At 68.6% G+C, this 25,818-nt stretch carries 21 protein-coding genes; 11 read left to right on the forward strand and 10 right to left on the reverse strand.

What is annotated here, in order from left to right; genetic code table 11:
* Positions 1 to 340 precede the first annotated feature (340 nt).
* From ftsH to EDC64_RS13760, 6 genes are all read right to left on the reverse strand, one after another.
* On the reverse strand, positions 341 to 2,266 hold the full coding sequence (gene ftsH, locus EDC64_RS13735; RefSeq protein ID WP_132032248.1) for an ATP-dependent zinc metalloprotease FtsH: 1,926 nt from the start codon (positions 2,264 to 2,266) through the stop codon (positions 341 to 343).
* A 95-nt stretch (positions 2,267 to 2,361) separates the two neighbouring features.
* Positions 2,362 to 3,444, reverse strand: coding sequence for a tRNA lysidine(34) synthetase TilS (gene tilS / locus EDC64_RS13740; protein ID WP_132032250.1), 1,083 nt, complete (start codon positions 3,442 to 3,444; stop codon positions 2,362 to 2,364).
* Entirely contained in the window at positions 3,431 to 4,408 is a 978-nt protein-coding gene (gene ybgF / locus EDC64_RS13745; protein ID WP_245504700.1) for a tol-pal system protein YbgF, read from the reverse strand. Before ybgF ends, tilS begins: the two co-directional genes overlap by 14 nt.
* Before the next feature lie 179 nt (positions 4,409 to 4,587).
* Positions 4,588 to 5,079, reverse strand: coding sequence for a peptidoglycan-associated lipoprotein Pal (pal, locus tag EDC64_RS13750; RefSeq protein WP_132032252.1), 492 nt, complete (start codon positions 5,077 to 5,079; stop codon positions 4,588 to 4,590).
* A 281-nt stretch (positions 5,080 to 5,360) separates the two neighbouring features.
* Positions 5,361 to 5,624 (reverse strand): hypothetical protein, encoded by a 264-nt coding sequence (locus EDC64_RS13755; RefSeq protein WP_132032254.1) that lies wholly within the window; start codon positions 5,622 to 5,624, stop codon positions 5,361 to 5,363.
* A 93-nt stretch (positions 5,625 to 5,717) separates the two neighbouring features.
* Complete coding sequence (locus EDC64_RS13760) at positions 5,718 to 7,088, reverse strand: MFS transporter (RefSeq protein ID WP_132032256.1); 1,371 nt, start codon at positions 7,086 to 7,088, stop codon at positions 5,718 to 5,720.
* A 320-nt stretch (positions 7,089 to 7,408) separates the two neighbouring features.
* On the opposite strand from EDC64_RS13760, the gene EDC64_RS13765 reads away from it, so the two are divergent.
* Positions 7,409 to 8,197 (forward strand): sulfotransferase, encoded by a 789-nt coding sequence (locus EDC64_RS13765; protein ID WP_165933769.1) that lies wholly within the window; start codon positions 7,409 to 7,411, stop codon positions 8,195 to 8,197.
* A 42-nt stretch (positions 8,198 to 8,239) separates the two neighbouring features.
* On the opposite strand, the gene EDC64_RS13770 is transcribed toward EDC64_RS13765, so the two are convergent.
* Positions 8,240 to 13,054 (reverse strand): NAD-glutamate dehydrogenase, encoded by a 4,815-nt coding sequence (locus EDC64_RS13770; RefSeq protein WP_132032260.1) that lies wholly within the window; start codon positions 13,052 to 13,054, stop codon positions 8,240 to 8,242.
* Positions 13,055 to 13,278: 224 nt separating this feature from the next.
* On the opposite strand from EDC64_RS13770, the gene EDC64_RS13775 reads away from it, so the two are divergent.
* Positions 13,279 to 13,869, forward strand: a complete 591-nt coding sequence (locus EDC64_RS13775) for a peroxidase-related enzyme (RefSeq protein ID WP_132032428.1) — start codon at positions 13,279 to 13,281, stop codon at positions 13,867 to 13,869.
* A 163-nt stretch (positions 13,870 to 14,032) separates the two neighbouring features.
* Here the strand turns inward: EDC64_RS13775 and EDC64_RS23580 are convergent, their stop codons facing one another.
* Complete coding sequence (locus EDC64_RS23580) at positions 14,033 to 14,275, reverse strand: hypothetical protein (RefSeq protein ID WP_165933770.1); 243 nt, start codon at positions 14,273 to 14,275, stop codon at positions 14,033 to 14,035.
* Between EDC64_RS23580 and EDC64_RS13780 the strand changes: the two genes are divergently transcribed.
* The 6 genes from EDC64_RS13780 to EDC64_RS13805 all read left to right on the forward strand — a co-directional run bounded on the left by EDC64_RS13780 (position 14,274) and on the right by EDC64_RS13805 (position 19,986).
* The gene (locus EDC64_RS13780; RefSeq protein ID WP_132032262.1) at positions 14,274 to 15,047 is read left to right on the forward strand and encodes an ABC transporter ATP-binding protein; all 774 of its coding nucleotides are present in this window, start codon (positions 14,274 to 14,276) and stop codon (positions 15,045 to 15,047) included. The two genes, EDC64_RS23580 and EDC64_RS13780, sit on opposite strands and share 2 nt — an antisense overlap.
* Positions 15,040 to 15,744 (forward strand): ABC transporter ATP-binding protein, encoded by a 705-nt coding sequence (locus EDC64_RS13785; RefSeq protein WP_132032264.1) that lies wholly within the window; start codon positions 15,040 to 15,042, stop codon positions 15,742 to 15,744. Before EDC64_RS13780 ends, EDC64_RS13785 begins: the two co-directional genes overlap by 8 nt.
* A 50-nt stretch (positions 15,745 to 15,794) precedes the next feature.
* A complete protein-coding gene (locus EDC64_RS13790; protein WP_132032266.1) occupies positions 15,795 to 17,006 on the forward strand; it encodes an ABC transporter substrate-binding protein in 1,212 nt (403 codons plus the stop codon).
* A gap of 65 nt (positions 17,007 to 17,071) precedes the next feature.
* Positions 17,072 to 17,953, forward strand: coding sequence for a branched-chain amino acid ABC transporter permease (locus EDC64_RS13795; RefSeq protein WP_132032268.1), 882 nt, complete (start codon positions 17,072 to 17,074; stop codon positions 17,951 to 17,953).
* Positions 17,954 to 17,980: 27 nt separating this feature from the next.
* On the forward strand, positions 17,981 to 18,976 hold the full coding sequence (locus tag EDC64_RS13800; protein WP_132032270.1) for a branched-chain amino acid ABC transporter permease: 996 nt from the start codon (positions 17,981 to 17,983) through the stop codon (positions 18,974 to 18,976).
* A 146-nt stretch (positions 18,977 to 19,122) separates the two neighbouring features.
* The gene (locus tag EDC64_RS13805; RefSeq protein ID WP_207916085.1) at positions 19,123 to 19,986 is read left to right on the forward strand and encodes an alpha/beta fold hydrolase; all 864 of its coding nucleotides are present in this window, start codon (positions 19,123 to 19,125) and stop codon (positions 19,984 to 19,986) included.
* Here the strand turns inward: EDC64_RS13805 and EDC64_RS13810 are convergent, their stop codons facing one another.
* A complete protein-coding gene (locus tag EDC64_RS13810) occupies positions 19,987 to 21,096 on the reverse strand; it encodes a type II asparaginase (RefSeq protein WP_132032274.1) in 1,110 nt (369 codons plus the stop codon).
* Between the two features lie 150 nt (positions 21,097 to 21,246).
* On the opposite strand from EDC64_RS13810, the gene pap reads away from it, so the two are divergent.
* From pap to EDC64_RS13825, 3 genes are all read left to right on the forward strand, one after another.
* A complete protein-coding gene (pap, locus tag EDC64_RS13815) occupies positions 21,247 to 22,770 on the forward strand; it encodes a polyphosphate:AMP phosphotransferase (protein WP_132032276.1) in 1,524 nt (507 codons plus the stop codon).
* A 155-nt stretch (positions 22,771 to 22,925) separates the two neighbouring features.
* The gene (locus tag EDC64_RS13820) at positions 22,926 to 23,990 is read left to right on the forward strand and encodes a tartrate dehydrogenase (protein WP_132032278.1); all 1,065 of its coding nucleotides are present in this window, start codon (positions 22,926 to 22,928) and stop codon (positions 23,988 to 23,990) included.
* 35 nt (positions 23,991 to 24,025) lie between these two features.
* Positions 24,026 to 24,871: an alpha-1,2-fucosyltransferase gene (locus EDC64_RS13825; protein ID WP_132032280.1), complete on the forward strand. Its 846-nt coding sequence runs from the start codon at positions 24,026 to 24,028 to the stop codon at positions 24,869 to 24,871.
* On the opposite strand, the gene EDC64_RS13830 is transcribed toward EDC64_RS13825, so the two are convergent.
* Positions 24,861 to 25,805, reverse strand: a complete 945-nt coding sequence (locus EDC64_RS13830; RefSeq protein WP_165933771.1) for a glycosyltransferase family 2 protein — start codon at positions 25,803 to 25,805, stop codon at positions 24,861 to 24,863. The two genes, EDC64_RS13825 and EDC64_RS13830, sit on opposite strands and share 11 nt — an antisense overlap.
* Positions 25,806 to 25,818: the final 13 nt, after the last annotated feature.

Here is a 25,818-nt window from a genome sequence, read left to right on the forward strand (position 1 = left end):
CGAGCGCGCCCGCCGGTTGTTTCGAAGTCGTCGCCATCGCCCCCGCACCCGCCCGTCAACAACCGCCGGCCCGGAGAAGCCTGCCCGGGCGGTGCGGGGCGCGCAAAGAGAGGGCGCCGATGCGGAACGCGGTCGTCCCGGCCCTGTCCGCGCGACAGATGCGGTCTGTCACGCGGCGGCGGTGCCCTGCGAGTCGCATTTGTCGGCCCGTCGAATGCGATCCGCACTCATCCGCGGTGGTCATGTGTCCCGCCCATCCGGCAACAGATGCTCATAGTCATTCCGCAAAAACATTAACGCCCGCCGAAGCGGGCGTCTGCCGAATGGGTGCTGCGCCGCGTCACGCCTGGGGCTGAGGCTCGATGCTGCCGGCCGGACCGCCGGGGCGCGGCCGGTTCTTGCCGGCGGTGGGGATCGCGGAGCCCCGCGGATTGGCCGGCTCGATCACCGTGTCGCGCACCGGCGGCTTGCCGCCGAGCAGGTCGACGATCTCGTCACCGGACAGGGTCTCGTATTCCAGCAGACCGCGGGCCAGGGCCTCGAGCTCCTCGCGCTTCTCGTTGAGAATGCGGGTGGCCTCGGCATAGCCCTCGTCGACCAGGCGGCGGACCTCCTTGTCGATCATCTGCGCGGTCGATTCCGACACGTTCTGGTGGCGCTGCACCGACATGCCGAGGAACACCTCGTCCTGGTTCTCGCCATAGGCGACCGTGCCGAGCTCGGACGAGAAGCCCCAGCGCGTCACCATCATCCGGGCCAGGCGCGTGGCCTGCTCGATGTCGGAGGCGGCGCCGGAGGTCACCTTGTCATGGCCGAACACCAGTTCCTCGGCGACCCGCCCGCCCATCATGATGGCGAGGCGGGACGTCATCTGCTCGTAGGACATGCTGAGCTTGTCCCGCTCGGGCAGCTGCATGACCATGCCCAGCGCGCGGCCGCGCGGGATGATCGTCGCCTTGTGCACCGGATCGGTCGCCGGAACGCTGAGGGCGACGATGGCATGGCCGCCCTCGTGATAGGCGGTCAGCATCTTCTCTTCCTCGGTCATGACCAGGGAACGGCGCTCCGCCCCCATCATGACCTTGTCCTTGGCGTCCTCGAACTCGCTCATGGTGACCATGCGCTTGTTGCGCCGGGCGGCCATGAGCGCGGCCTCGTTGCAGAGATTGGCGAGGTCGGCACCGGAGAAGCCGGGCGTGCCGCGGGCGATCACCTTCAGATTGACGTCCGGGGCGATCGGGATCTTGCGGGCATGGACCTTCAGGATCTGCTCGCGGCCGACCACGTCGGGATTCGGCACGATCACCTGCCGGTCGAACCGGCCGGGACGCAGCAGAGCGGGATCGAGCACGTCCGGGCGGTTGGTCGCGGCGATGAGGATGATGCCCTCGTTCGCCTCGAAGCCGTCCATCTCGACCAGCAATTGGTTGAGGGTCTGTTCGCGCTCGTCATTGCCGCCGCCGAGGCCGGCGCCGCGATGGCGGCCGACCGCGTCGATTTCGTCGATGAAGATGATGCAGGGCGCATTCTTCTTCGCCTGCTCGAACATGTCGCGCACCCGGCTCGCGCCGACGCCCACGAACATCTCGACGAAGTCGGAGCCCGAGATCGTGAAGAAGGGCACGTTGGCCTCGCCGGCGATGGCGCGCGCCAGCAGGGTCTTACCCGTGCCGGGCGGGCCGACCAGCAGCACACCGCGCGGGATCCGGCCGCCGAGCCGCTGGAACTTCTGCGGATCGCGCAGGAATTCCACGATCTCGGTCAGATCGCTCTTGGCTTCGTCGATGCCGGCCACGTCCTCGAAGGTGACGCGGCCATGGGCCTCGGTGAGCAGCTTGGCGCGGCTCTTGCCGAACCCCATCGCCTTGCCGCCCGCGCCCTGCATCTGCCGCGAGAGAAAGATCCAGACGCCGATCAGGGCGATGAAGGGCAGCCAGGAAACCAAGAGGCTCACGAACCAGGGCACATTGTCGGACGGGGCGCGCGCGGTGATCGCGACGCCCTTGCCGTAGAGACGCTGCACCAGCGACGGATCGTTGGGCGCATAGGTCTGGAACTGCCGGCCGTCGGTGAAGGTGCCGGAAATGTTGGGGCCCTCGATCAACACGTCCCGCACCCGCCCCTGGTCGACGTCCGACAGGAGCTGAGAGAAGGAGATTTCGTTCGCGCTGGTGCGCTGCCCCGGGCTCTGGAAGAGCGAGAACAGCGCGAGAAGCAGCAGAACGATGATCACCCAGAGGGCGAAATTGCGTAAATTGGCGTTCATTGATCCCTCACGGGGACCACATCGGCCGCGCCTTCGTTCGATTTCCGCCGTCCTCGGCGGGTTTCGCGCGATGCCGCTCCCGTTGCGTCCGTGGCCTAATCTAGGTGCCGGGTGGTTGCTTGCCAAGGATGCGTGTCGACATCACGGCGAATTTGAGAGCCGGAGCATTTTTCGCGCGGCGGCGCCGGCCGCACCCGGATCGTGCCGGCGGCATGGGTGATCTGCGCCCCCGCGAGGGTTCGACCGAACCGCGCGCCCCGGCCGAGGGCCGCCAGCAGCCCGGCATGCAGGCGTTCGGCCTTGCCCAGCTCAGGCTCGCCTTCGGTCGCCTGGGCGCGAACGGCATCTAGAAGCACGCGCAGGGAAATCTCCTCCGGGAGCGCGGCAAAACCGGCGCCGTCGAAGGCGAGCGTGCCGTCGGGCCGCATCGCGCGGCAGCGTGCGGCCGCCTCTTCGGCGAGGGTGGCGAGGGCGGCGTCGGCCCGTGCGGCGCGGCGCGCGAACGCCGCCAGCCGCGGGGCGTCGAGCCCTTCCGCCGCCAGAGCCGCGGCAATCGCCCGCAGGCGCGGCCGCGTGAACCGCGGATCGCGATTGCCGGGATCCTCCGCGAAATCGACCCCGGCGCGCCGGACCTCCGCCACCAGCCGGGCCTTGGGAATGTCCAGGAAGGGTCGCACCAGAGCGAGCGCCCCCATGCGGGACACGGGGCGCATCGCCGCGAGGCCGGCGAGGCCGGAGCCCCGTGCCAGGCGCAGCAGCACCGTCTCGGCCTGATCGTCGCGGGTATGGGCCAAGGCCAGCGCCGTGGCGCCGCGCGACGCGGCATGGCGCGCGAGGAGGCCGTACCGCGCCGCCCGCGCCGCCGCCGGGATGCCGCTGCGCGGCTTTTCGCCCATCCAGTCCAGCACCGCGTGAGACAGGCCCAAACGGCGGCACACCGCGCCCACAGATCGCGCCTCCGCAGCGGATTCGGGGCGCAGGCGATGGTCGACGGTCGCGACGCTCAAGTCCGGCCCCGCCGCCCGGCCGGCGCGCCAGGCATGCGCGAGAAGCAGCAAGGCCGTGGAATCCGGGCCGCCGGAGACTGCGAGAAGAACGCGCGCGTGACATTGGAAGGGCAGAAAGAGCCGGTCCAGCTCCTCGCCCCCAAAGGGCAGCTGTGCGTCAGCAGCCCGCACGCTTCTGCTCGCGCTCGACCGCCTGGCGCAGCGAGGAACTGGCGCGGGGATATTTGCGGTCGACTTCGCCGAGCGTCGCGCAGGCGGCCTCGCGCTCGTTCAGCGCCGCGAGCGACTGGCCAAGACGCAGCAGCGCCTCGGGGGCGCGGGGGGCATTGGGGAATTTGGTCGAGACCTGGAGAAAATTCTCGGCGGCGTCCTTGTAGTTCTGCCGCATGAACTGGCTCTCGCCGAGCAGATAGGTCGCCTCCGGCACCAGGCGGTCGCTGGGATAGGTCTGCAGAAACTGCCGGAAGGTCTGGTCCGCCGCGCCGTAATCCTGGCGCTGGATATAGCCGTTGCCGAGGTCGAACAGGTCCCGCGGCGTGTTGGCGGGCGGCAGGGCGGCCACCTGACTGCCCGCGCGCGCGCCGCCAGGCGGGGCGATGTCGGTCGGCGCGCCAATCGATGCGGCCCCGCTGGTCGGCGAGCCGAGCGGCTGGGGCGCGCCGGGCGCCTCGGGGGCGGCGTTGGGATCGAAGGAATCGGAGCGCCGGCTCGGCGCTGCGGTGGTGCCGGGCGGGGGGGCGAGCGGCGCGCTCGCCGGGACGGAGACCGGCGCACGGTTCGCGGTCGGCGGCGGCATGGTGCCAGCGGCCGGAGCGCCGGAGCGCCCGCCGCCCGCCTCGAGCTGCTGAACGCGAAACTGCAATTGCTCGACCTGGCCGGTGAGCTGGCGCACCGTATTTTCCAGCCGGTCCATCCGCAGGACCATTTCGGACAACGCGGCCGCGGCCGGATCCGGCTGCTGCGGCACCGCGCCCGGCGGCTTGAACAGATCGGTGAAGATGTTGCCGCTCGACTGCGCCAGCGCCGGCCCGGCAAAAAGCAGGCCGAGCAGGCAGGCGATCAGGCGGCCGCGCCGCATCGCAAGCCGCGGGACCGGCAGGAATGAGATCGGAAGGGAAAAGATCGGACGGGGCATGATCCGCTTCGGCCGGGGGGAGGGGCGCTGCCGGCCCGCCGAAGCGGCCCGGCTCGGCACGCACCTTAGGGGAGGGAACGCGTCCAAAGTGTGACCCGCCGCCGCCGCGTGCCCCGTCGCAGGGTAGGAGAAGCCGGCCCGCCGGGCGCCGTGCGGCGCCGGCGGGCCGAAGGCGGAATTCAGGCCCCGCCGGTGTTCAGGACGGTGACCGCCCGGCGGTTCTGCGACCAGCACGAAATGTCGTTGCACACCGCCACCGGCCGTTCTTTGCCGTAGGAAATGGTGCGCATGCGGGCCGGATCGATGCCCCGCGACGCCAGATAGTCCCGCACGTTCTGGGCGCGCCTGGCGCCGAGCGCGATGTTGTATTCGCGCGTGCCCCGCTCGTCCGCATGGCCTTCGATGGTGAAGGTGTAGCGGTTGTACTGCTGGAGCCACTGCGCCTGCCGTTCGAGCGTCGCCTGGGCCTGCGGCGAGAGGTCGGTCTGGTCGGTATCGAAGAATACGCGGTCGCCCACCGCAACGACGAATTCCTGGGGCGACCCCGGCGGCCCACCGGCGCCTGCCCCTGCCGTATTGGGATCGGGCGTGGCGGCGCAAGCCGCCAGCAAGAACGCGAACCCAAACAGGGCGGCGAACCGGAAGCCGCGCACTGAATCAAAGTTGAGCATCCGGCACTCCCTTCTCGACGCGAACCGGAGAGGACTTTTAGCAGGGGCTTCGTTAAGCGAACGTTCCGGAAGCCGAAGGCCCGGTCGCCGCCCTCCCCGCTTGCCCGTTCCAGTCCCGAACTCGCGCCATCTATGGTTTACGAATGGTGAATGTGCGGACTTTGTGCTGACGGCCGGTGGCGGCATGATGGCGAAGAGGTGGGCGGGGAAAGGCGGCCGCACGCCGGCGCCCATTGTGGCCGAATGGCAACAGGGGCCGCACCCCGCTGCCGGAAACCGGGTCAGTTGCGCTGGAAATGGCCGGGCCTATAGGTCCAGACCGTCAAGCCCGTGATCGTCCATTTGCGCGCCACCCAGCGCGGATTGAACGGCGCGGCCGCGTCGGCGGCCGGCGCCTTGGCCCCCGCCTTCGACATATCCGCCTCGGACAGATCCGACTTGGCGGCCGGCGCGGGCCGCGCCGCGGTCTCGCGCGTCGGATCGGCCAGAGCGGCGCCCGGGGCCGCGATCGCCGCCAAGACCGCGATTAAGGTCATCGTCCGCATATGAGGTCTCCCCAACCCGCCGTCGCGCCGCAATCCTACCCGCGCATCCGCGCCAGCGCCGCCGAAAACGGCGGACGGCGCGCGATCGTGACCTCACCCGTCCTTTCCGGGCTCCCGCACCCCGGAAATCAGCATTATGCCGAGCGCGAAGAAAACGAGCAGAACTGCGACGCCGGCCTTCTGGCTGCCGGAGAGTGTGGTGACGATGGCGACCAGCGTCGGCGCGGCGAACGACGTCAGTTTGCCGGACAGAGCGAACAGGCCGAAATATTCCGCGATGCTCTCGGCCGGCGCGAGCCGCACCAGCAAACTGCGCGAGGCCGCCTGGAGCGGACCCGCCACGCTGCCGATGAAGATGCCGAGCCCGAGATAGATCTTTTCGGGAAGGGTCGCGAAGAGCCCCTGTGCGGGCGCCGTCGGCACCAGGCCGAACAGGAGGCTGTCGCGGTCCAGGCCGAGAATGCCGAGGCTGGCGAGAAACAGCACCGCGAGCGACCCGGTAATGACGGCCCGCGCACCGAACGCGTCGTCGAGACGCCCGCCGACCAGCGCGCCCACCGTCCCGAAAATGGTGAGCAGGATGCCGAAAATACCGATCTCCAGCGATCCCCACCCGAACGTGCCGGCGGCATAGATGCCGCCGAAGGCGAACAGGGCGACCAAACCGTCGGCATAGACCATGTTGGCGATCAGGAAGCGGGCGAGGTTGCGCCGCGTCCGCAGGCGGCCGAACAGACCGGACACCTCTTTCAAACCGACCCGCATCGCCGCCCGCAGCGGGAGCTTGGCCGGCGTGTCCGGAACGAAGAAAAACAGCGGCGCGGCAAACAGCAGGAACCAAAGCGCCGTGAAGGGGCCGCTGATCCGGTCCCCCTCCCGCGCCGCCGCATCGAGCCCGAGCGCCGGGGGCGTGCCGAGCAGCGTGAGGCCGGTCTCCGGGCTGGTGGAGAAGAACACCAGCATGATGGCGAGCGAAATCAGCCCGCCGGCATAGCCGCACCCCCACCCGGCCCCCGAGAGCCGGCCCATATGGCTCGGCGGGACCAGGCTCGGCATCATCGCATTGTTGAAGACCGTGGCGAACTCGGCGCCGATCGTGGCGATGGCAAAGGCGAGGAGGATCAGCGGAATGCGGCTCTCTTCGCCCGGGGCCGCGAACCAGAGCAGCGCCGATCCCAGGACGAGCATGGCGCCGAAGCCGGCGATCCAGGGCTTGCGCTGGCCCGCGGCGTCCGCCACCGCGCCGAGAAGCGGCGAGCAAAGTGCGATGAAGAGGCCGGCCGCCCCCGTCGCATAGCCCCACAAGGCCTGCCCCCGCGCCGGATCGCCCACCACCGCCGACACGAAATAGGGCGCGAAGATGAAGGTCGTGACGAGGGTGAAGAAAGGCTGGCAGGCCGGGTCGAACAGGACCCAGGCGACGAGGGCGCGGCGCGGGGCGCGGGGGGAATCGGCGGTGACCATCGGCGGCCACCATCGCACCCGCGCCGCGCCCTGGAAAGGCCGCCCCACGGCGCCCGCGGGCAGACCGCTGCGAATTCGCCGCCACTTACCGTTGCGGTATCTTAACGCCGCCCAAGGGAGAGGCTAAGCTGGGTTGTGGGCGCGCTCGGGGGTGTGAGGCGGGGACCATGGTGAGTTTGTCTCGGAAGACGTCTCGGGCGCTGGCTGTGCTGCGCTGGCGCTATTTGGCGCGCGGCGCCCCTCGCGCCGAATCCGGCGCGGAGCGTTGTTTTCTCGGGCCCGTCGGTGGCTGCGACGCCCATGGCCTTCGCCCCGCCATCATGGTGCATGCCCATCGCCGCTCGGGCACGCATTTTCTCATCGATACGCTGCGCAGCCGGTTCGACGTCGACCGGGACTGGTTTCATCTGGAAGAGGACTTCTTCGCGCGGCTCGTCCGCGCGCCCGTGGTGATCAAGGGACACGAGCGCTTCTGGGGCGAGAAGATCCGCGGGCGCGACTGTTGGCACTCTTATCTGCACTGGGTCGCCGCGGCCGCCTGCTATTCCGGGGCGCGCCACATCCACATCCTGCGCGACCCGCGCGCGGTCCTGCGCTCGCAATTCTATTTCGATCTCAAGGGGCACGAGCCCGCCTTCCGGCTGAAACCGGGCACCAGTTTTCAATCCTATCTGCGCGCGCCGTCCGCCCGCGACCCGGACCGGCGCGTGAACCAGATTGCCTATTGGTGCGCCCATGTCGCGGCCTGGCTCGAGCGGGACGATGTGCTGCATCTGCGCTACGAGGATCTGCTCGCGGCACCCGAGGCCGAACTTGCGCGCATCGGCGGGTTTCTCGGCATGCCGGTCCGCCCGGCGCAGCGGCGCGCGAGTTCGGCCATCGGGCGCAAGACCAGCACCCGCCAGGCTGCGGTGGCGCCCGCGGTCTGGAGCGAGCGCGAGGAGGCTCTGCTCATGGAAGTGTGGCGGGCGTTCGGCTTGCCCGATCTCGGCTATGAGATCGGCCGCGTGCCCGCTTTCGGCGCGGCGCCTGATCCGGATCGAAGCTGGGAGGCCGAGGAGGCAGCCGAAGACCCAATCGACGCGCCGCGGGCGCTGGGCGCTTTTTGAAGGGCGCCCGGCCCGGCGCACCGCCGGGCCGGGCGCTGTCGGTCACGCCCGCGCGATGTCCGAAAGCAGGCTCGCCGCCAGCGTCAGCTTGGAGAGCGTGAGGCCGGAGGCGACGATGTCCTGCACCGTCGCGCGCGTGCGCTCCACTTCCTTGCGCCGGCCGGCGACCCAGGCTTCCACCGCCTCCGTCCCGCTGGCCGGGCCATTCAGCATCTCGACGCTCACCTGCCGGACGAAGCTCTCGATCTGGCCGAGCGCCCGGTCCATGGCGAGCCGGTCGTAATAATCCGGCGCCAGGATCGACCCCGCCGCGGACAGCACGCTGTCCACCCCGAAATAAAGGCCCGCGGCAAAGAAAGTCCGCGCCGCCTCCGGAACCGACCGGCCGGTGGTCTGCGACAGCAAAGCGATATCGGTGCCCGCCGCGAGCGGCCGAAGCCCGGCGATCTTGAGCGCCAGCGGTGCGGGCACCCCGGCATCCGTGAATTCGGCGGCCTTGCGGTCGCGCCAGGCCCGCCAATTCTCCGGCAGGCTGTCATCGAGCACTTCGGCGAGCGCCTCGATGTCGGTGCGATAGCGCGCCACGACCGGCCCGATTCCGGACTGGAGGCTGACATTGCGCAGGAACCAGATGGTGCGCGCGAGGCTGAGATTCTGAACCTCGGCATAGAGCCGCAACTGCATGTCGCCGGGAATTTTGCTGTCCAGCGCATCGATCGCGGCATTGAGGGCCGGCAGGCCGAAACTGTCCCGCACCGCCGCGAAGGCCCGCACGATCGCCGCCGCGTCGGCGCCGGACTGGTCGGCGATGCGGGCGATGGTGGCCGGGCCGCCTTGGTTGATGACGGCATTGGCGAGACCGGTGGCGATGATCTCGCGCCGCAGCCGGTGCGCCTGGATGGCATCGGGGAAGCGGCTCTGGAGCGCGTGCGGGAAATAATGCACCAGCTCGTCGGCGAGATAAATGTCGTCCGGGACGTCCGTGGTCAGCATCTCGGCATAGAGCGAGAGCTTCGCATAAGCGAGCAGCACCGCCAGTTCCGGCCGGGTCAGGGCTTCCCCGCGCGAGCGGCGCTCCTGGATCTCGGCGTCGCTCGGCAGATATTCCACCGCCCGGTCCAGTTCGCCGCGCAGTTCCAGCATCTGCATCAGCCGTTGCTGGAAGGCCATGTCCTCGGTGCCGCTGCGCTGGGCGAGCGAGAGCGCGAGGGTCTGGAGATAATTGTTGCGCAGGACGAGATGCGCGACCTCGTCGGTCATGGTGCCGAGCAGCGCCGCCCGGTCCGGCGCGGAGAGCACGCCCTCCGCCACCGGGATCGACAGGGCGATCTTGATGTTCACCTCGACGTCCGACGTGTTCACGCCGGCCGAATTGTCGATCGCGTCGGTGTTGAGGCGCACCCCGCGGCGCGCCGCCTCGATGCGGCCGCGCTGGGTCATGCCGAGATTGGCCCCCTCGCCCACCACCTTCACCCGAAGGTCGCCGGCGGGAATGCGGATCGCGTCATTGGCGCGGTCGCCCGCCTGCGCGTCGGTCTCGGTCGAGGCGCGCACATAGGTGCCGATGCCGCCGAACCAGAGCAGGTCCACCTGGGCCTTCAGGATCGCGTTCATCACCTCGTTCGGCGTCGCCTCGAGCTTTTCGAGGCCGATCACGGCGCGCACTTCCGGGGAGAGCGGAATGCTCTTGGCGGTGCGCGAGAATACCCCGCCGCCCTTGGAGATGAGCGCGGCGTCGTAGTCGGCCCAGGAGGAGCGCGGCAAAGCGAACAGACGCTGGCGCTCGGCGAAGGCCGCGGCCGGATCGGGATCGGGATCGAGGAAGATGTGGCGATGGTCGAACGCCGCCACCAGCTTCAGGACGGTCGACAGCAGCATGCCATTGCCGAACACGTCGCCCGACATGTCGCCCACCCCGACCACCTGGATCGGCGTGGTCTGGATGTCGATGTCGATCTCGCGGAAATGCCGCTTCACGGCCTCCCAGGCGCCGCGCGCGGTGATGCCCATGGCCTTGTGGTCGTAGCCGACCGAGCCGCCGGAGGCGAAGGCGTCGTCGAGCCAGAAGCCGTGCTCCTGCGAGATGCCGTTCGCGGTGTCGGAGAAGGTCGCGGTGCCCTTGTCCGCCGCCACGACCAGATACGGATCGTCGCCGTCGATCCGGACCACGTTCGGCGGATAGACGAGCTGTCCGGCCTTCAGATTGTCGGTGATGTCGAGCAGGCTGGAGACGAAGAGCTTATAGGCCGCGATGCCCTCGGCCATGAAGGCCTCGCGGTTGCCGCCTGACGGCAGGCGCTTGGGGACGAAGCCGCCCTTCGCGCCGACCGGCACGATCACCGCATTCTTCACCTGCTGCGCCTTGACGAGGCCGAGGACCTCGGTACGGAAGTCCTGCGGCCGGTCCGACCAGCGCAGGCCGCCGCGCGCGACATGGCCGAAGCGCAGATGCACGCCCTCGACCCGCGGCGAATAGACGAACACCTCGTAGAGCGGACGCGGCAGCGGCAGACCCTCGACCTTGGCGCTCTCATACTTGATCGAGATCGCGCCCTTCGGCCGTCCGTCCGCCTCCACTTGATAGAAGGTGGTGCGCAGCGCGGCGTCGACGAGGTTCACGAAGCGCCGCAGGATGGTGTCCTCGTCGAGCGACGACACCTCCGCGAGCGCGGCCTCGATCTCGCGGCGCAGCGGCTCCTCCCGCGCGGCACGCGCCTGCGCTGCGGGATCGAGACGGGGATCGAAGCGCATGTGGAACAATTGGACGATGTGGGCGGCGACATCCGCATGGCCGACCAGCGTCGCCCAGAGATAATCCTGGCTGTAGGGAATGCCGGCCTGGCGCAGATAGCGGGCGAGAGCGCGAGCCAGCGCGACGTCGCGCCAGGCGAGGCCGGTATCGAGCACGAGCGCGTTGAAGCCGTCATTCTCGGCCTCCCCGCGCAGCACCGCCGTCAGCAGATCCTCCATCCGCTCGGCCGCGCCGGACACTTCGATCGTGCCGCCGGTGCAGCGCTCGAGCGTCATGTCGTGGATCCAGGCGAGGCTGGTCTCGGCGCGGTCCGGGGCGATCCGGTAGGTGCGCTCGTTGATCGCCTTCAGGCCCATATTCTCCAGCATCGGCACCCGCTCCGAGAGCGGCAGCGGCCGGCCGTAGGACAGCAGCCGCAGCGAGATGCGGGTCGCGAGGTCGTCCTCGCGGCGATAGAAGTCGAGCGCGATCGGCCGATCCGCCGAAAGCCGCTCCAGCCGCTCGATGTCGGCCACCGCCGTCTGCACCCCATAGGCCGCCGAATAGCCCGCGCCGAACGCGCTGCCATAGCGCTCGAACAGCACCAAAGCGTCATGGGCGCCATGCGCGGCCCGCAGCGCGTCGCGCAGCCGGTCGCTCCAGGACAGCACGTCGTCCGCCACCGCCCGCTCCAGCTCCGGACGGTCGACGGCCGGAACCCGGCCGCCGCTGCGGCCGATGGTGAAATGAACGCGGGTCAGCGGAACGTCGGCGAGGAAGGCCGGCGTGAAAGAGGCGACGCGGCCGTCGAACGTCGCGGCGAGCCGGCGCCCGATGCGCTCGCGCAGCGCGCTGTCGAACCGCTCGCGCGGCACATAGACCAGCACGGACACGAACCGCCCGAACAGATCGGGGCGCGGCAGGACGCGCACCCGCGGCCGGTCGTAAAGCGAGAGAATGTCGAGGGCGTAGGTGGCGAGCGTGTCGACGTCGATCTGGAACAAGTCGTCGCGCGGATAGGTCTCGAGCACCGTCGAGAGCGCCTTGCCGGAATGGCTTTCCCGCTCGAAGCCGGCGCGCGCGGCGACCGCTTCGGCCTTCAGGCGCAGATAGGGGATTTCGCGCACCGAATGGGTATAGGCCGTGGATGTGAACAGGCCGATGATGCGCAGTTCGCCAGCCGGGGCGCCGTCGGCATCGTGCAGCGTCAGGCCGACGAAATCCATATAGGCGCGGCGGTGCACGCGCGACCACAGGCTCGATTTGGCGATCAGGAGCGGCTTGTCGCCCGGCACGGCGGGAGCGCCGTCGGCCGCCAGCGTGCTCTCGGCAAATTCCCGCACGGCGGGGTCGCGCAGCACGCCGAGACCGGTCTCGGCCTCCAGCAGGCCGTCGCCGGCGCGCCGATAGCGCCGCACGCCGAGAAAGATGAAATTGTTGCCCACGAGCCAGGAGATGAAGTCGGCGGCCTCGTCCCGGTCGGTCTCGGCATAAGGCAGAGCGGCGCCCGGCCAGGCCTTGGCGAGCCCGTCGACCGCATCGCGCATCGCGATGAAATCGCCGGTGGCGGCGCGCACGTCGTCGAGCGTCCGGTCGAGCGCCTGCTTCAGCGCCGCGCGCGCTTCCTCGCTCTCCAGCGGCTGAATGTGGAGATGGATCAGGCTCTCATGCGGCAGGCCGCGGGTCGCGGCGCCGTGCAGGTCGCCCGATACCGATTCGATCGCGCCCGACGCATCGCGCTTCACCGCCAGGATCGGGTGGGAGGTGAGCTTCAGTTCGAGATTGCGGTCGGCCAGTTCACCGGCCACCGAGTCGAACAGGAAGGCCATGTCGTCGTTCGCCGCCTCGATCACGGTGATCGCAGGGGCGCCGGGCCATTCGGGATTGTAGACGCGCACGTCGTGCCGGCCGGGCGGGCGGGCGGCCAGATGGGCGAACGCCTCTTCGGTCAGCCGCGCGAGCGCGTCCGGAAACAGGGTCTCGACGTCCTCGGGCGCCGCGCCGGTCAGCAAGGCACGGGAGAACGCCTCCGGCACCGGTCCGGCCTTCAGCAGATCGAGGGCCGCATCGATCCGCGCATGCGCATCGAAATCCGCCTCGCCGCCTTGCACTCCGTGAACATTCATGGCCTTTCCCCCCTATCGGCCCAGCGCGTCGGCGCGCAAGAGCCTCATTATCGTCCGTCTGCATCTGCGGTTTCGCACACAGGCACGTTGAAACGATGACGAGATCCGAACGAGGGCACACCATGACTTCGGCAAAGAAGACAGGCAAGCCAAAGAAGACGGCCCGCAAGGCGCCCCCGGACGTCGCCGCGGGGTTGAGAGAGGCCGCGCACGGCCCCCCCGAAATGTCCTCCGAAGCTCCGCCGCGACGCGACGACGCGCCCGTGATCGCGCTCGACCTCCCGGCCGCCCAGCTCGACCCGCCGACCAAGGCCTATTTCGGCAAGTGCCTGGAAAAGATCGGTTTCGTTCCCAATGTGCTGCAAGCCTACGGGTTCGACCTCGCCAAATTCGGCGCCTTCGCCACCATGTACAACGATTTGATGCTCGCCCCGTCCGGCCTTTCCAAGCTGGAGCGGGAAATGATCGCGGTGGCGGTGTCGAGCGTGAACCGCTGCTATTATTGCCTGACCGCCCATGGTGCCGCGGTGCGCCAGCTGTCGGGGGATCCGATCCTGGGCGAGCAGATGGTCATGAACTATCGCGCCGCCCGCCTCGACCCGCGGCAGCGGGCCGTCCTCGACTTCGCGGTCAAGCTGACCGAACGCCCGCACGAGGTCGAGGAGGCCGACCGCGCCGAGCTGCGCGCCGTCGGCCTGTCGGACCGCGACATCTGGGACGTCGCGGCGGTCACTGCCTTTTTCAACATGTCCAATCGCATCGCCGCCGCCACCGACATGCGCCCGAACATCGAATACCACGCCCAGGCCCGCTGAACGGCGCCTCGGGCAGCCGGAGATCGCAGCCGGACTGGCAGCCGGACTTGCCAGCCGGACTTGGCGGTGATCGCGGCCTGCGACGGGCGTAGGGTTCGACGTGCAACCCGGCCCGTTCGCGTCGCGCGCGGCGATACCGCCAGCCGGCGCCTCGGCCGCCGCGTCACCCGGCGCCGATGCGCGCATTTTCCGCCGTTCGCAGGCGGCAGGTGGGGACGGAATCTATCAAGCGTTCAAATTTGCCTTTCGACCATATTGACGTCGGGCGCGGCTGCCGTGATACCGTGCCGGCAAGATCAAAAAGCGTCGAACGATGATCGCTCATCGGATGAGATGCGGTCCGGAGGATTGCCGGGGGCGGTTCGAGCTCCCCTCGGCGAACAGCGAGGGTTTGAAGCGCGATCATGGACACCGTCTCCGACGTGCCCTACATCGTTGAAGCGCGTGGTCTCACCAAGGAATTCAAAGGTTTCGCGGCGGTCAAAGACGTCGACCTGAGAATTCGGCGCCACACCATTCACGCCCTGATCGGGCCGAACGGTGCCGGCAAGACCACCTGCTTCAACCTGATAACCAAATTCCTGGAGCCGACGCGCGGCACCATCCGGCTGAACGGGCGGGACATCACCCGCGCGCAGCCCGCCGACGTGGCGCGGCTCGGCATGGTGCGCTCGTTCCAGATCTCCGCGACGTTCGGCCATCTGAGCGTGCTGGAAAATGTGCGGGTGGCGCTGCAGCGCCCGCTCGGCACGTCGTTCCACTTCTGGTCCTCCGAGACGTCGCTCGACGTGCTGAACGACCGGGCCATGCTGCTGCTCGAAGAGGTCGGGCTGTCCTCTTATGCGCAGAACCTGGCGGTCGAGCTGCCGTACGGCCGCAAGCGGGCACTGGAGATCGCGACCACTTTGGCGCTCGATCCGGAAATGCTGCTGCTCGACGAGCCGACCTCCGGAATGGGGCGCGAGGACATCGCCCGCACCTCGGACCTGATCCGGCGCGTCTCGGAAAACCGCACCATCCTGATGGTCGAGCATAATCTCTCGGTGGTCGCGAACCTCTCCGACACGATCACCGTTCTGGCCCGCGGCGAGATCCTCACGGAGGGTCCCTACGCCGAGGTGTCGAAGAACCCGCAAGTCATCGAGGCCTATATGGGAACGGGGCACGGTCATGGCTGATGCGCTGCTCAGCGTGAGCGACCTGCACGGCCATTATGGCGAAAGCCATGTCCTGCACGGCATGACGTTCGAGGTGAAGGCCGGCGAAGTGGTCACCCTGCTCGGGCGCAACGGCGCCGGCAAGACCACCACCATGCGGGCGATCATGGGCCTGCTGCAGAAGCGGGCCGGCTCGATCCGGTATGAAGGCAAGGAGACGGTGGCGCTGGCACCGAACCAGATCGCGCGGCTCGGGATCGCCTATTGCCCCGAAGAGCGCGGCATTTTCGCCAGCCTCAACGTGCGGGAAAATCTCCTTCTGCCGCCGGTGGTGAAGCCGGGCGGCCTGTCGCTCGACGAGGTCCACGCTTTGTTCCCGCGCCTGGAAGAGCGGCGCTACAGCCAGGGCACCAAGCTGTCGGGCGGCGAGCAGCAGATGCTCGCGATCGCGCGCATTCTGCGAACCGGGGCGAAACTCCTGCTGCTCGACGAACCCACCGAAGGCCTCGCCCCGGTGATCGTCCAGCACATCGGGGCGATCATCCGGACGCTGAAGACCAAGGGTTTCACCGTGCTGCTCGTCGAGCAGAACTTCCATTTCGCCTCCACCGTGGCCGACCGCCATTACGTGGTCGAGCACGGTCGCGTGGTGGACATGGTGGAGAACGACAAGATCGCGGAGAACGCGGCGCGTCTTGAAACACTCCTCGGTGTCTGAGCCGAGGCTTTCGTGACATCGCGGCCGGCCGCGCCGGCAGGAGGAAACACATGCGTTTCGCAGCCATGCTCATGGCGGCAGCCAGCGTCTTCGCTGTCACCGCCGCCAACGCCCAATCGCCCGTCAAGGTGAAGATCGGCGTGCTCAACGACATGTCGAGCCTGTATTCGGACCTGTCCGGACCCGGCTCGGTGTGGGCCGCCAAGAAGGCCGTCGAGGATTTCGGCGCTGCGGCGAAAGGCCTGCAGGTCGAAGTGATCGCCGCCGACCATCAGAACAAGGCCGATGTCGGCACCTCCGTCGCCCGTCAATGGTATGACGTCGAGGGCGTCGACATGATCGTCGACACGCCGAATTCCGGCGTCGCCCTCGCGGTGAACACCGTGACGCGCGAAAAGAACAAGGTGTTCATCAATTCCGGCGCGGCGACCTCGGATCTGACCGGCAAGGCCTGCTCGCCCAACACGGTCCATTGGACCTACGACACCTGGGCGCTCGCCAACGGTACCGGCAAGGCGGTGACCAAGAATGGCGGCGACACCTGGTTCTTCCTCACCGCGGACTATGCGTTCGGCCACGCGCTCGAACGCGACACGTCGGAAGTGGTGAAGGCGAACGGCGGCAAAGTGGTCGGCACGGTCCGCGTGCCGCTCAACACGTCGGACTTCTCGTCCTTCCTGCTTCAGGCGCAGGGCTCCAAGGCCAAGATCATCGGTCTCGCCAATGCCGGCGGCGACACGATCAACTCGATCAAGCAGGCCTCGGAATACGGCATCACATCGAGCGGCCAGAAGCTCGCCGGGCTGCTGATCTTCCTGACCGACATCAATTCGATCGGCCTGAAGACCGCGCAGGGGCTGAACCTGACCTCCGCCTGGTACTGGGACATGACGGACGCCAACCGCGCCTTCGCCAAGGAATTCTCGGCGGCGAACGGCGGCAAGTATCCGACCATGGTGCAGGCCGGCGTCTATTCCGGCGTGACGCATTACCTGAAGTCGGTCGCGGCGCTGAAGTCCGCCAAGGACGGCGCGGCCGTGGTCGCCGAAATGAAGAAGATGCCCACCGACGACAAGCTGTTCGGCAAGGGCGAGGTCCGCGCGGACGGACGCCAGATCCATCCGATGTTCCTGTTCGAGGTCAAGAAGCCCTCCGAATCCAAGGGGCCCTACGACTTCTACACCCTGAAGGCGACCATCCCCGCGAACGAGGCGTTCCGCCCGATCGGCGAGGGTGACTGCCCGCTGGTCAAGAAGACCTGATCCCACCGGGTCCGGCCGGGGCGCGCCCGGCCGGACCCGCCTTTTCTCTCAGAGACACGGCTGCCATGTTCGAGCTCCTGGGCATTTCGCCACCGGCCTTGTTCGGCCAGCTTCTGCTGGGCCTCATCAACGGCGCGTTCTACGCCATGCTGAGCCTCGGGCTGGCGGTCATATTCGGGCTGCTCAACGTCATCAATTTCACCCACGGCGCGCAATATATGATGGGCGCGTTCGGCGCCTGGATGCTGCTGAACTATGCCGGCATTCCGTTCTGGGGCGCGCTGATCCTCTCGCCCATCGTGGTCGCCGCGATCGGCATGGTGATCGAGCGGACCCTGCTGCGGCGGCTCTACCATCTCGACCATCTCTACGGCCTGCTGCTCACCTTCGGCCTCGCGCTGATCATCGAGGGCCTGTTCCGGCGGCAATACGGCGCCTCCGGCCTGCCCTACAACAATCCCCTGCCGGGCGGCACCAATCTCGGCTTCATGTTCCTGCCGAATTATCGCGGCTTCATCGTCGTCGCCTCACTTGTGGTGTGCTTCGCCACCTGGTTCGTGATCGAGCGCACCAAGCTCGGCTCCTATCTGCGCGCCGCGACCGAGAAGCCGGACCTGGTGCAGGCGTTCGGGATCGACGTGCCGCGCATGATCACCCTCACCTACGGCTTCGGCGTCGGCCTCGCCGCGCTCGCCGGGGTGCTCGCCGCCCCCGCCTATCAGGTGAGCCCGACCATGGGCTCGAACCTCATCATCGTGGTGTTCGCCGTGGTGGTGATCGGCGGCATGGGATCGATCATGGGCGCGATCGTCACCGGCTTCGGGCTCGGCGTCGTCGAGGGCCTCACCAAGGTCTTCTATCCCGAGGCGTCCTCAACCGTGATCTTCGTCATCATGGCCATCGTGCTCATGGTGAAGCCCGCCGGCCTGTTCGGCACGGCCAAGTGAACTCCGCGAAATGAGAAGGGCGACACCATGACAAGCGCCACGTCCCCCATGGCCGCCCCCCGGGAAGGCTACTCGCCGCTCCGCCTCCTCATCGCCCTGGTGGTGCTGGCGGCGCTGATCGCGGCCCCGTTCCTGGTCTATCCCATCTTCCTCATGAAGGTGCTGTGCTTCGCGCTGTTCGCCTGCGCCTTCAACCTCCTGCTCGGCTATGCCGGGCTGCTCTCCTTCGGCCACGCGATGTTCTTCGGCGGCGCCGCTTATATCAGCGCGCACACCGTCAAGGTGCTCGGCTTCACGCCCGAGATCGGCATCATCGCCGGCACCCTCTCCGCCGCGCTGCTCGGCCTCGTCACCGGGCTCCTCGCGATCCGCCGGCTCGGCATTTATTTCGCCATGGTGACGCTGGCCCTGGCGCAGATGTTCTTCTTCTTCTGCCTCCAGGCGCCGTTCACCGGCGGCGAGGACGGGCTCCAGGCGGTGCCGCGCCGCGCCTTTTTCGGCATCATCGACATCACCAAGGACGTGAACCTCTATTACGTCGTGCTCGCCATCTTCGTGATCGGCTTCGCGATCATCTACCGGGCGGTGCATTCGCCGTTCGGGCAGGTGCTGAAGGCGATTCGCGAGAACGAGCCGCGCGCGGTCTCGCTCGGCTATCGGGTGAACCAGTACAAGCTGCTGGCCTTCGTCCTGTCGGCGGCGCTGGCGGGTCTCGCCGGCGCGACGAAATCGATCGTGTTCCAGCTCGCCTCGCTCACCGACGTCGCCTGGCAGATGTCCGGCGAGGTGATCCTGATGACCCTGGTCGGCGGCATGGGCACCATGCTCGGCCCGATCGTCGGCGCGGCGATCATCGTCACGATGCAGAATTATCTCGCCTCGCTCGGCGAATGGGTGCTGGTCATCCAGGGCGTGATCTTTGTCCTCGCCGTCTCGCTGTTCCGCCGCGGCGTGGTCGGCGAAGTCCTCGCCTTCGTCCAGGCGCGCAAGGAAAAGGCGGCGGCGCGCGACGCCGCGCCCTGATCCTTCCTCCCCGACCCGCGCCCGCCGACCCGGCGCGGCGCGCCTGTGCGGCACGCACGGAGACGGCCATGTCCGGCGAGACCGAAGCGGAACGTGAAGGTGTGGCGGAGCGCGCGGATCTGGCGGAGCGCGGCCCGGCCCCGCTGATGGCCGGATTCCGGCTCGTCGACGTCGCCGTCGGCGGCCTCACCCTGCGCGCCGCGATCGCCGGCGACGGCCCGCCCCTCCTTCTGCTGCACGGCCACCCCCAGACCCATGTCACGTGGCGCAAGATCGCGCCCGCGCTCGCCCGCCGCTTCACCGTGGTGGCGGCGGATCTGCGCGGCTATGGCGACAGTTCCAAGCCCGCCGGCGGCCCCGACCACATCGCTTATTCCAAGCGCGAAATGGCCAAGGACCAGGTGGCCCTGATGGCCCGGCTGGGGTTCGACCGTTTCGCTCTGGTCGGGCACGACCGCGGCGGGCGGGTGGCGCACCGGCTCGCGCTCGATTGGCCGGAGGCGGTGGAAAAGCTCTGCGTCATCGACATCGCGCCCACCGCGACCATGTATGCGATGACCGACAAGGCGTTCGCGACCCGCTATTTCTGGTGGTTCTTCCTGATCCAGCCTTATCCCCTGCCGGAGCGCATGATCGGCGCGGACCCGGATTATTTCCTGCGCCATCACCTCGCTGGACAGACCCGCACCCCCGGGGCGACCGAGCCGGAGGCGTTCGCCGAATATCTGCGCTGCTATCTCGATCCGGCGGCGCGCCACGCCATCTGCGAGGATTATCGCGCCGCCGCCGGCATCGACCTCGTCCACGACGCAGCCGACCGCGAGACCCGGATCGCCGCGCCTTTGCTCGCTTTGTGGGGGGCAAAGGGCGTGGTCGGCGATCTCTACGACGTGCTCGAAACCTGGCGCGAAAAGGCCCGCGACGTGCGCGGGCACGCCCTCGATTGCGGCCATCTGGTCCAGGAAGAGCGGCCCGAGGAGACTTTGGCGGCGCTGCTGGCCTTCCTCTGATCAGATCGGACCGTCGAAGGCCGTCTGCACCGCCTCCGGGCTGCTAATGCCATTGGCGAGCAGGACCTGGAGCAGCACCCGCGCCTTGGCCGGATTCGCGAAGCCCGCGGCGGCGAAGCCGCAGGCGTCGTCCGCCACCTCGATGTTGCGCATCACCGGTCCTGAGCCCGTCCGGCTGGCCCGCACCACGGCGACCCCCTGCATAACGGCGTCCGCCAGCGCCGCGATCGCGTCCCGGGACGCATTGCCGTCGCCCACGCCGGCGAGCACGATGCCTTTCGCGCCGGCCGCGACGGCGGCGCGGACGTCGGTCGCGTCCATGCCCGCATGGGCATAGATGATCGCGACGCGCGGCAGCGGCGGGGCGGGCGGCAGTTTGTAGGCCGGCGCGCGCGGCCCCGCGGGGCGGAAGAACACGACGCCGTTGGGCGAGACGAAGCCGGCGGGTCCGAAATTCGGCGAGCGGAAGGCCTGAACCTCGGTCGTGCTGGTCTTGGTCACGTCCCGCGCCCCGTGGATCGTGTCGTTCAGCACCACGAGGGGGCCACGCCCGGCCGCCTCGGGCGACAGCGCGACCAGGACCGCTTCGAGCAGATTGAGCGGGCCGTCCGCGCTCATCGCCGTCGCCGGGCGCATCGCGCCGACCAGGACCACCGGCTTCGAAGTGCCGACGATCAGATCCAGGAAGAACGCAGTCTCCTCCATCGTATCGGTGCCGTGGGTCACGACAATCCCGTCGACGTCGCCGTCGACATCGCCCTGGGCGGCGAGCGCGTCGATGCGCTCTGCCAGCTTGAACCAGACCGCCTCGTTCATGTCCTGGCTGCCGATCGCGGCAATCTGCTCCGTGCCGATCCGGGCCAGCGTTTCGAGCCCCGGCACGGCCGCCACCAGCTGCGCGGCCGAAATCTGGCCGGCATTGTATCCGGCGTGCGAGCGGGCATCGGCCGCGCCCGCAATGGTGCCACCGGTGGCCAGAATGACGATGCGCGGCAAGGCGGCGGCTCCGAGGGGCGTGAGGAGAAGGGCAGGACCGGCGAGACCGCCGGTCACGGCGATGGCGAAACCATGCCGCAGGCGAAGCGGTCGGTGCAAGCAAAGTGATGCCATGCGGGGAACTCGCTGCAGTCGAAGGGGTTTTTACCCGTCTCGCAAGAGCCGGTCCGCGGCCGGATCCGGGTTGGCCTCGCGCAATGGCGCCGCCTTGACGTTACGCGCCCGCGGCCGGACCATGCGGCCAGCTCAAAAGACAGGCAATTCATGTTTGATTCCATGAAGATCGAGCGTCGACTCGCCAAATCGGACTTCAAGGCGCTGGAGCCGAAGCTCCATGAGGACCTGCTCGATCGGCAGGCCGAGTTGATCGCCGGCCGCGCCCGCAGCATCCTTGTCCTTGTGAACGGCGCCGACGGGGCCGGCAAGGGTGCGGTGCTGAATCAGCTCTATGGCTGGCTCGACGTCCGCAAGCTGCGGACCCTCACCTATGGCGCGCCGACCGACGAGGAGCGCGCCCGCCCGGGCATTTGGCGCTATTGGCGCGACATGCCGGCGGCGGGCGAGATCGGCATCGTGCTCGGCTCCTGGTATCACGACGTGCTCGCAGACCATGTTTTGAACGGCGAGACCGACGCGCTCTTCACCCAGCGGCTCGATGAGATCCGACGGTTGGAAGCGATGCTCAGGCGCGAGGGCGTCTTCCTCCTCAAGCTCTGGCTCTATCTGGAGCCGCAAGAGGCGCTGGCGCGGTTGAAAGCTTTGAAGCGCAACCCGTTCGACCGGCCGCTGGTGCGCGAATGGTCGGCGATCAAGAGCAAAAAGCAGCGGCGCCATTTGGAGGAATCGGCCGTGGAGGCGTTCCGGCTCACCTCGACGCCCGAGGCGCCGTGGATCGTCGTCCCCTCGGAGGACGGGCGCTTTCGGGACGCCATGGTGGGCGGCGCACTCCTCGAAACCCTCGGACGCGCCATCGCCTCGCAGCCGCGGGCGGGCGCCGAAGCCGACGCGTCCGCGGGCGCGGCTCCACCGCGCGAGACGGAGACGGACGAGACCATCGCGTCCCTGCTGCCAAAGGCCAGCATCCTGTCCACGGTCGATCTTACGCGCACCCTGGAGGAAGAGGACTACCGCGCGGAGCTGGAGACCCAGCAGACCCGCATCAGCCGCCTTACCCAGTCCAGCGCCTTCCAGCGCCGGGGACTGGTCTGCGTATTCGAAGGCAGCGACGCCGCCGGCAAGAGCAGCACCATCATGCGCCTGCGGCAGGCGCTCGACCCGCGCTGCTTCCGCGTCCATCCGATCGCCGCGCCGACCGACGAAGAGCGGGCGCGGCCCTATCTCTGGCGGTTCTGGCGCTCCGTCCCCGCCCGCGGGCACATCGCCGTGTTCGACCGGTCCTGGTATGGACGGGTGCTCGTGGAGCGGGTGGAAAAGCTGGCGCAGCCGGAGGATTGGGGCCGCGCCTATGACGAAATCAACGATTTCGAACACCGCCTCGACGAAGCCGGCTACATCGTCGTGAAATTCTGGCTCGCGATCAGCCAGGAGGAGCAGGCACGCCGCTTCGAGGCGCGTGAGCGCGTGGCCTACAAGAGGTTCAAGCTGACCCCGGAAGACTGGCGCAATCGCGAGAAATGGCCGCTCTATGAAGAGGCCGTCACCGATATGGTCGACCGAACCAGCACCTTCTATGCGCCCTGGACCTTGGTCTCGGCCGAGGACAAGAGATGGTGCCGGGTGGCGGTGCTCTCCACCATCGCCGATCGGCTCGACGCCGCGCTGAAGTGAATCCGGAGCGCGCGGCGGGTCCGCGTGTCCCTCTTTCTCCCGCTTGCAACCCCTCTGCGCCACGCTAAGGTGCAGCCCCCGCATCGCCGGAGGCGTCCGCCCGAGGCCGCGCAGGACAAGCGCGGCGCGGCCCGCGCGACCGGACGGAGAGACCCATGCCACGCTACCGGATTGCGACGATTCCCGGGGACGGGATCGGCATGGAGGTGGTGCCGGAGGGAATCCGGGTTCTGGAGGCGGTGGGCCGGCGCTTCGACATCGAATTCCAATGGGATCATTTCGACTGGAGCTGCGCCCATTACCGCACCCATGGCGAGATGATGCCGGATGACGGCCTCGCGCGCATCCGCCACCACGATGCGATCTTTCTCGGCGCGGTCGGCTTTCCCGGCGTGCCGGACCACGTGTCGCTCTGGGGCCTGCTCATCCCGATCCGCCGGCAGTTCCGGCAATATATTGCGTTGCGCCCGGTGCGGCTGCTGCGCGGCATGACTAGCCCGCTGGCGGGGCGCACCGCCAAGGACATCGATTTCTACGTCGTGCGGGAGAACAACGAGGGCGAATATTCCGAGGTCGGTGGACGGCTGTTCCGCGGCACCGAACGCGAGATGGCGATGCAGGAGGCGGTGTTCACCCGGACCGGCACCGACGCCGTCATGCGCTACGCCTTCGAACTGGCGCGCAAGCGGCCCCGCAAGCACGTCACCTCGGCCACCAAGTCGAACGGCATCGTCCATACCATGCCGTTCTGGGACGAACGGTTCGCGTCGGTCAAGCAGGCCTATCCGGACGTCTCGGCGGACCAGTATCACATCGACATTCTCGCCGCGCATTTCGTGATGAATCCCGACCGGTTCGACGTGGTCGTGGCCTCCAATCTGTTCGGCGACATCCTGTCGGACCTCGGTCCTGCGGTGGCCGGCTCGCTCGGCATCGCGCCCGGCGCCAACATCAATCCGGAGCGCGAATTCCCCTCCATGTTCGAGCCGGTCCACGGCTCCGCGCCGGACATTGCCGGCCAGGGCATCGCCAATCCGATCGGCCAGATCTGGTCGGGCGCCATGATGCTGGAGCATCTCGGCCACGCAGACGCCGCCAAAGCGGTGGTCGATGCGATCGAAACCGTGCTCGGCGATCCCGCTTCGTGCACCCGCGATCTCGGTGGAACGGCGAGCACGCGGGAGTGCGGCGCCGCGATCGCCATCGCGGCCGCCGCGTGACGCGACCCGCCGTGGCCTGAAAAGCCGGCGCGCTCATGATCGTCACCCGGCTCGCCGGCGGACTCGGCAATCAGATGTTCCAATATGCCGCCGGGCGTGCCCTCGCTTTGCGGCGGGGAACCGAGCTGCGGCTCGACCTCTCCGGCCTCGATGCGCCGGGCGCGCGCGCCTATGGCCTTGGCGCCTTCCGACTGACGGCCCCGGCGGCGGCGGCCGGCGATCTGCCCCCCGCACGACGGTCCTGGGCCGATCGCCTTCTGGGCCGGCCCCGGAGGCGGCTGGTCGAGGCCTCGCTGCGCTTCGATCCTGCGGTGATCGCGGCCCCCGATGGCACCTGTCTCGACGGCTATTGGCAGAGCGAACGCTATTTTCTCGACCAGGACGCGCCGATCCGCGCCGACTTCACCCTGCGCGCGCCCCCCGACGAAGCCAATGCCGCGCTCCTCGACCGGATCGCCGGCACGACCGGCATCTGCGTCCATGTGCGGCGCGGCGACTATGCCGCCGATCCGCAGGTGCGGGCGGTTCACGGCACCTGCGGCCCCGATTATTACCGCGCCGCGCTCGGCCTTTTGATCGACCGGCTCGGCGGCGATCTCACCGCCTTCGTGTTTTCGGACGATCCCGACTGGACGCGCGCGCACATCGCGCTGCCGGTCCCGACGGTCTATGTCACGCACAATGCCGCCGACCGGCCGCACGAGGACCTGCGGCTGATGCAGGCCTGCCGGCATCATGTGATCGCGAACAGCACCCTGTCCTGGTGGGGCGCATGGCTGGGGGAAAAGCCGGGCACTCTCGCGGTCGCGCCGACGCGCTGGTTCGCATCGCCCGACCGCGACGCCCGCGACATCGTCCCGGAGCGCTGGCTCAGGATCTGAACAGCGCGTGGCGGATCGGCCGCCAGACCTCGCGCAGGCGGTCCGGGACGAAATCCGCGAGCCGCCGCCGCTCGCTGCGCGGCGGGTGGGCGAACAGCGTCTTGAAATAGGCCGCGACGGCCGGCGACGGCGCGCCGAGCCGTCCGATCTGCCGGGCACTGCGGATCCGGTTCGCCCGCAGCGTCCGCCACCAGAACACCGCCACGTCGGGATCATCGGCGAGCTGGTCGAGCGCCTTCTCGAACATCAGCAGCGCCTCGCGGGCCTGGAGGGCGGTGTCGTGGCGCAACGTCGCCGAAATCTGGTGCGGCCCGTTCGAGGTGACCACGAGCGGCTCGGCGGCGAAGGCGACGCGGGGATTCTGGCGCAGCGCCCGCATGTAGAAATCGACGTCCACGAGCCAGCGCAGGCGCGGGTCGTAGTCCAGGGCCAGCGCGCGCCGGTAGATCGTCGCGCTCGGCCCGCCCACGACATTGCCGAGCAGCAGGCGCTCGGGCCGGCGCTTCAGATCGGCGAGCTGCGCGGCATCGGCGGCATGGACCCATTCCCGCCCGCCGGGCAGATCCTCCACCCGGCTCGCGCAGAAGCCGAAGGCGCAGTCCGGATGGGCCTGCATGAGCGCGACGAAGCGGCCGAGGGCGTCGGCATGGGCGAACCGGTCGTCCTGGTGCAGCAGCTTGACCAGCGGGGCGCGCGCGCTCGCCACCGCCTCGTTCCAGTTTCGCGGCGCGCCCAGGGCATGGGGATTGCGGAAATAATGCATCCGGCCACCGAAATCATAGGACCGGATCAGGTCCTCGACGGCGGCGTCCGGGGTGTCGTCGGCGACGATCACCTCATAATCCGTGAAGCGCTGCATCACGACCGAATCGAGCGCCTTTTCGAGCAAGGCGATCTCGCGATAGGCCGGAATGCAGATCGAAACGGCAAGCAAAGCAGGGGCCCCT

Origin of the sequence: Aquabacter spiritensis (assembly GCF_004346185.1) — a bacterium.
Classification (GTDB): Bacteria; Pseudomonadota; Alphaproteobacteria; order Rhizobiales; family Xanthobacteraceae; genus Aquabacter; species Aquabacter spiritensis.